Here is a 6330-nt window from a genome sequence, read left to right on the forward strand (position 1 = left end):
TACTGGTAACCCATTGATATTAAATGACTAAAATTTTCATTTTTTGTTCGTGGGATACTTGTTCGCACTTTCCTTAGTGTAGATACCTCATTACGTGAGACCGTTATGCAATTCCTAGAGTAAATATATGAGCGTTTCAACATCAGACTCTGTGAGAAAAAAACATTATTCCAAAATGGCTTTTATGCTGTGCGTGCCCGGCCTGATGGCGGTGGCGAATCATGCATGGGCAGAGACGGAGTTTAATATTGATGCGCTCGATCTGGACGAACGAACCAAGATCGACCTCTCCCAGTTTGCCGACGAAGGCTACATCCTGCCCGGCGACTACTACCTCGAGATCGAGGTCAACAAGAACAAGCTGCCCCTGCAGAAAATCCCCTTCTACGAGACCGACACCGGCAAGGGAAAGGGCGGGGTGGCCTGCCTGCCGCAAGAGGTGATCCCCAAGCTGGCGCTGACCGACGAGGCCATCGCCAAGATCGACAGCTGGCACGACGGTCAGTGTGCCAACCTGCTGGCGCTGGACGGCGTGGTGATCGCCAACGACATCGGCAACGGCCTGCTGCGCATCGCCGTGCCCCAGGCGTGGATGAAGTACAGCGATCCCAACTGGATTCCGCCCGAGCAGTGGGATGAAGGGATCCCGGGGATGATGCTGGACTACAACATCAACGCCCAGATCAACGAGGGCGATGGCTACTCCAACCGCAACATCAGCAGCTACGGCACCCTGGGGTTCAACTACGGTGCCTGGCGCCTGCGCGGTGACTATCAGGCCAATGCCTACTGGGGCGACAACGATCGGACCACTTCCGAGCTGAACCGCATCTACGCCTATCGTCCGCTGCCGAACATGGCCGCCAAGCTGACGGTGGGCGAGCAGCAGCTCAACTCCCAGCTGATCGACGGTTTTCGCTATACCGGCGTCAACCTGGCCAATGACGAGCGCATGCTGCCGCCGAGCCTGCAGGGCTATGCGCCGGAAGTGAGCGGCATCGCCAAGACCAATGCCAAGGTGACCGTCTCCCAGTCCGGTCGCATCCTCTATGAGACCAACGTACCGGCCGGTCCGTTTCGCATCCAGGGGCTGGACAGCTCGGTGCGCGGCCGCCTCGATGTGCGGGTGGAAGAGCAGGATGGCAGCGTCAACTCGTTCCAGGTCGACACGGCAACCGTGCCCTATCTGACCCGTCCCGGCTATGTCCGATACAACCTGGCGGTCGGCGCCCCTTCCGAACAGACGGACTCGGTGCACGACGTGCACGGCCCTGCCTTCGTCACCGGTGATTTCTCCTGGGGGGTGGCAAACTCCTGGTCGCTCTATGGCGGCAGTCTGGTTGCGGGTGAATACAACTCCATGGGGCTGGGTATCGGTCGCGATCTCTATGCCTTCGGTGCCATCTCGGCTGACCTGACCCAATCCATTTCCAAGCTGCCCGGCCTGTCGACCAAGATTGGCCAGTCGGTGCGGGTGAACTACGCCAAGCAGTTCGATGAATACAACAGCTCGATCACCTTCGCCGGCTATCGCTTCTCCCAGCATGACTTCATGACCATGTCGCAGTTCCTCAATAACAAGGATCGGCTGGAGAAGAACGAGAACACCTCGAGCGATGACTACAACAACTGGGGTGACAAGGAGCTCTACACCATCACCGCCAACAAGACCTTCTGGGCGGATGATGCGGCCAAGGCGCTGACCGTCTACCTGGACTACACCCACAGAACCTATTGGGAACATGACGCCGAGGATCGCTACGGCCTCACCATCAACAAGAACGTGAACATCGGCAGCTTCAAGGATGTCTCCGTCTATGTGTCGGCCTACAAGACCAAGACCGAGAACTACGAGGATGACAAGAGCGTCATGCTGACCCTGAGCATGCCGATCGGGGACAGAAAGAGCGCGGGATACAGCGTGCAGTCCTCCAACGGCAAGGTGACCCACCTGGCCACCTATCAGGACTACAGCCGGCCGGATGATACCTATCAGCTGGGGGCGGGCGTGCAGAGCAACGGCCATGCCGTGGCGCGGGGCTACTACAACCACAACAGCGACATCGGGGCGGTCAGCCTCAATGCCTACAGCGTGCAGAGCGAATACACCTCGGTCGGCGCCAGCCTGCGTGGCGGTCTGACGGCGACCCAGCACGGTGCAGCCCTGCACCAGGCGACCCGTCGTGGCGGTACCCGCATGATGGTGGATACCGACAAGACCTCCGGCGTCTCCTTCAACAACGGCCGCGCCGTAACCAACCGCTTTGGCGTCGCGGTGATCAGCGACATGACCGACTATCGCAAGAGCGACACCCGGGTGGACGTGGATCAACTGAGCGACGACATCGATGCGATGAACGCCATCAAGCAGGGGACCCTGACCGAGGGCGCAATTGGGTATAATGCCTTCGAAATGGCCGAAGGGTTCAAGCTGCTGGCCAACGTCAAACTGCCCGATGGTTCAGTGCCGCCGTTTGGCGCCACCGTCGTCAAGGATTCCGGCCGGGTGCTCTCGGTGGTGGATGAAGATGGCCTGGTCTATCTGACCGGGGTGAAACCGAATGAAGCGTTTGAACTCTCCTGGGGCGGCGCCCGCCAGTGCAAGATAGTGGCACCGCAACAAGTAACCGATCTGTCGATGAAGACTCTCACTTGCAAGTAATGGGATACCGATGAAAAAGCTGCTCTCTTATACCTGTCTGGCCGTGCTGGGCATGACCTCGCTCAACGTCAGCGCTGCCATCGTGCTGGACCGTACTCGTGTCGTCTATCCGGGCGGTGCCAAGTCCATCAGCCTCAACATCAAGAACGAGAACCAGAAGCTGCCCTACCTGGCGCAGTCCTGGATTGAAGATGCCCAGGGTCAGAAGATCGCGTCTCCCTTCGCGGTGCTGCCGCCGGTACAGCGGGTGGATGCCAACCAGAAGTCCATCGTGCGGATCGCCAGCGTGCCGGCCATTGACAGCCTGCCCAAGGATCGCGAGTCCATCTACTACTTCAATCTGCGCGAGATCCCGCCCAAGAGCGAGAAGAGCAACGTGATGCAGATTGCCGTGCAATCCAAGATCAAGCTGTTCTACCGCCCCGAGGCCATTCTGCCCGAGCGTGGGGCAGTCTGGCAGGATCAGGTGCTGATCACCAAGCAGGGCAAAGCCCTCAAGGTCAACAACCCGACCCCTTACTACATCACCTACGTGGGCCTAGGTCATCCGCAGGGCAAGGAGCGGACCACTATCAAGGGTTTCTCCGCCTTTATGGTTGCCCCCAAGTCAGAGCAGACGGTCACCATCCCGGAAGCACTGGGTAATGAATTTGTGATCAGTTACGTCAATGACTACGGCGGATATATGGATATCAAATACCAGTGCACAGGCAATGCCTGTAAAGCCGTGAAGAGCGAGTAAGCCTTATGCTACGTTCCATCTTCTGTTCAAGTCTTATGCTGTTGGCAGGAACGGCATTGGCAAATGGCTATGTGACGCCTAACCCAACCCATGATTACTATATATCGTTGGACAAGGCTGACATTCAAAACAGACCTGGTTTTACTACCAACGCATTTGAGTGGAATTTGGGAGGGCAATACTCAGGTATCGTTACCTGCCCTGATAGCAGCATTCCAAAATCTCCAGTTTACTATAAAGCGACAATGACTGATGGCTTGCCTCAAGCTGGTGATGGTTTTGTAAAACTAAATGACTTTTTGGATATGAAAGTCGAAATTTGGATAGCTGGTCGGAAGAATAAATTTGTTACAGCCCCATTTCCGAATGAAAGTAACGATAACCCAAATTACTCTTGTACTAAAGGGAAAGAGACAAGAATAAATAATTTCGAAAGCGGTAGCCGTGGAAAGGTCACTTTTCGCGTGAGAAAACAAATAATTAATGGTGTGCAAATATCAGATCGTCAAGTTGTAGAAATGTATGGCCGTTTGGGGTCTACCACTACAGATTTCAATAATTTGCCAATGTCTCGAATTACGATTACATCTGCAATATTATATGTTCCTGAAGAGTGCGTGATTAATGGTGGGCAGACGATTGAAGTAGAGTTTGGTGATTTGCCGGGATCGGGATTGGATGGAAATAACTTTGAAAAGACGGTTCCTCTGACATTTCAATGCCGTGGCGGTGTTTTCGAAGGGGATGCCTTGAAGATCAATCTTGGTATTTCTGGTAAACCAACCTCCTTCAGTCAAGATTATCTGCGAACAACCCGGGATAGCTATCAAGGTGGAAATGTCATTTCCGATCTGGGGATAAAATTCAAGCAACTTGATGGTTCTCAGCTGAAATTGAATACCTTCTATCCGGTTTCCATGCAGGGTAATATCGGTGACTGGGGTTTTATCGCTGCGCCGGTAACACCAGCAGGAGCGGATATCCCGGCTGGTGACTTTTATGCCACCGCTACTATCGTTGCCGAGTTCCAATGAGGAGTTGTTTTATGCTACGGACATTGTGGATAGGCCTAGCGCTGTGCCCACTGTTGGCAGTAATGGCAGAGCCCCGTGCCAGCAATGATCTGGAATTGCTGGGCAATACGGTCCATCTCCATGGCCGGATCATCGACCAGCCCTGTGTGGTCGCCCCCGAATCCCTTGAGCAGGAGGTCGAGATGGGAGCGGTCGATGTCAAGCAGCTCTATGCCAACGGGGCCGGGGAGCAGGTGCCCTTCTCCATCCGCCTGACCAACTGCAAGCCGGGGATTTTCCGCATGGCCAAGGTGACCTTTACCGGCTCGAAGGATGCCCAGCTCAGCGGCGGGCTGGCCTTTACCGCGGGCATTGCCAAGGGCGCCGGCATCCGCTTGTATGACGTGACCCAGACACCCCTGGATCTGGGCACACCCTCCCGCGGTTATTTGCTGGGCGGCAGCGCAGACAATGAGCTGCAATTCTTTGCCCGGGTGGAAGGGCACCCGGACGCGCTGGCGGCCAAGAACATCCAGCCCGGTGACTATTCTGCCGTTGCCAACTTCATCGTTGCTTATGAATAAACTCAGAGGTCATTGCGCTGGATGACCTTTGAATTGCCGAGGCTGGGCCTGGTGATGACGCCACCCAGATAATTGGATAGGTAAATGCCGCCCGGCAACTGAACAAATTGTGCCGTTTGTTTGGGTGGTGTCAGCGCCGCTACCAGGGTTGCTACCATGTCATTGCTGGTCAGTGCCTGCTGATCAATGAAATTGACGATGGTATTTTTCACCTCGACCGAAATATCGCCATCATCCCGCTCCAGATCCCCGACGGAATCCAGATTGAACAGTGTTTTGCCCTGATTGTCGGTGGCGATCACGGTTGCCACCACTATTTCCCTGTTCATGGTGACAATGAATTTGCTCTTTCTGGTCATCTCCACCCAGTTGTCCGGCGCCTGGCAATTGCTGTGATAACGGACTGTGGTATCTGGATTGTTGTAATAGTTGTGGGAAACATTGTCTCCCTGCTGGGTCATGGTGGTGATCACACATTGTACTTCTTCAGCCACTGGATGACCGCTGCGCAGCAGAAAGACATTCTCGGATAATTTCCTGCTGTTATTGTCGATGGAAAAATAGCTGATGGCTTCTTTACCGACCAGAATGGAAACCTGTTCATCCGCCTTGCGTGAAATACGCTGTATCAAGGGGGTCAGCGAATCGATTTTCACATTCAGCACTTTTTCCGTCTCGCTGGTCATATAGAGGGAAATCTGGCTGAGATTGATGGTACGCAGCGTATTTGCCGTCGCATAGTTATAGATGACGATGGCCAGTGAAGTCAGTGAGACCAGCAGTAGCGCAAACAGCAGAATACGCTTCGGGCTGAAATAGCGGTCATATTTGCGGCGAGTATATTGCCGTCTGGCCTGAGGCGCATGAGAAGGATTCGCCGCTTGAGTTTCTTCATTTGGTGCAGCTTCTTCGGTCTCTCCTGCGGCCTCAATAGGGGCACAAAAGATATATCCCACGCGTGGAATGGTATCGATCGCATCCATCAAGCCGAATGATTCCAGCTTTCTTCTCAATGAGAGGATCTGCCGGTTTAGGTTGGTATCGGTATTGTCCTGGTTTGGCCACAAGGCATCTTGCAGTTTGCTTCTTGGAATGACACTGCCTGCCTCATCACACAGCATTTCGAGCAGCTCGGCTTCTTTGTTGCTGAGCTTGATGTCCTTTTCTCCCTTAGAGAGTCGGAATATTGCCGCGGAGAAAAATATCTCCTCTGCAATTTTATAATTTTTGTTACTCATGTGTGACTCGCCTTAGGAAGGTGCGAATAAGCGGGGAAATTCTTCTCGGCTGACTCAGTCATTTCATTTCTTCATGTTTGAGCCGATTTTT

General features: G+C 54.1%; 5 protein-coding genes. 4 read left to right on the forward strand and 1 reads right to left on the reverse strand.

Annotated elements, in window-relative coordinates:
• Positions 1–127: 127 nt before the first annotated feature.
• From PG896_RS20255 to PG896_RS20270, 4 genes are read left to right on the forward strand one after another with little or no spacing between them, the layout of a single operon-like run.
• Positions 128–2662, forward strand: coding sequence for a fimbria/pilus outer membrane usher protein (locus PG896_RS20255; RefSeq protein ID WP_333563606.1), 2535 nt, complete (start codon positions 128–130; stop codon positions 2660–2662).
• A gap of 10 nt (positions 2663–2672) precedes the next feature.
• On the forward strand, positions 2673–3404 hold the full coding sequence (locus tag PG896_RS20260; protein WP_270836151.1) for a fimbrial biogenesis chaperone: 732 nt from the start codon (positions 2673–2675) through the stop codon (positions 3402–3404).
• Between the two features lie 5 nt (positions 3405–3409).
• On the forward strand, positions 3410–4438 hold the full coding sequence (locus PG896_RS20265; RefSeq protein ID WP_270836152.1) for a fimbrial protein: 1029 nt from the start codon (positions 3410–3412) through the stop codon (positions 4436–4438).
• 11 nt (positions 4439–4449) lie between these two features.
• Positions 4450–5001 (forward strand): fimbrial protein, encoded by a 552-nt coding sequence (locus PG896_RS20270; RefSeq protein ID WP_270836153.1) that lies wholly within the window; start codon positions 4450–4452, stop codon positions 4999–5001.
• A 2-nt stretch (positions 5002–5003) separates the two neighbouring features.
• Here PG896_RS20270 and PG896_RS20275 read toward each other — a convergent pair whose 3' ends face one another.
• Positions 5004–6239 carry a winged helix-turn-helix domain-containing protein gene (locus tag PG896_RS20275; protein ID WP_201957494.1) on the reverse strand — a complete coding sequence of 412 codons (1236 nt, stop codon included), beginning with the start codon at positions 6237–6239 and terminating at the stop codon, positions 5004–5006.
• Positions 6240–6330 lie beyond the last annotated feature (91 nt).

This window comes from Aeromonas sp. QDB30 (genome assembly GCF_027707645.1).
Lineage (GTDB): Bacteria > Pseudomonadota > Gammaproteobacteria > Enterobacterales > Aeromonadaceae > Aeromonas > Aeromonas caviae.

What these genes read in the sequence shown, in the direction of transcription:
- PG896_RS20260 (WP_270836151.1), top strand. Translation starts at nt 2,673, where the DNA reads ATGAAAAAGCTGCTCTCTTATACCTGTCTGGCCGTGCTGGGCATGACC.
- PG896_RS20275 (WP_201957494.1), bottom strand. Translation starts at nt 6,239, where the DNA reads ATGAGTAACAAAAATTATAAAATTGCAGAGGAGATATTTTTCTCCGCG.
- PG896_RS20270 (WP_270836153.1), top strand. Translation starts at nt 4,450, where the DNA reads ATGCTACGGACATTGTGGATAGGCCTAGCGCTGTGCCCACTGTTGGCA.
- PG896_RS20265 (WP_270836152.1), top strand. Translation starts at nt 3,410, where the DNA reads ATGCTACGTTCCATCTTCTGTTCAAGTCTTATGCTGTTGGCAGGAACG.
- PG896_RS20255 (WP_333563606.1), top strand. Translation starts at nt 128, where the DNA reads ATGAGCGTTTCAACATCAGACTCTGTGAGAAAAAAACATTATTCCAAA.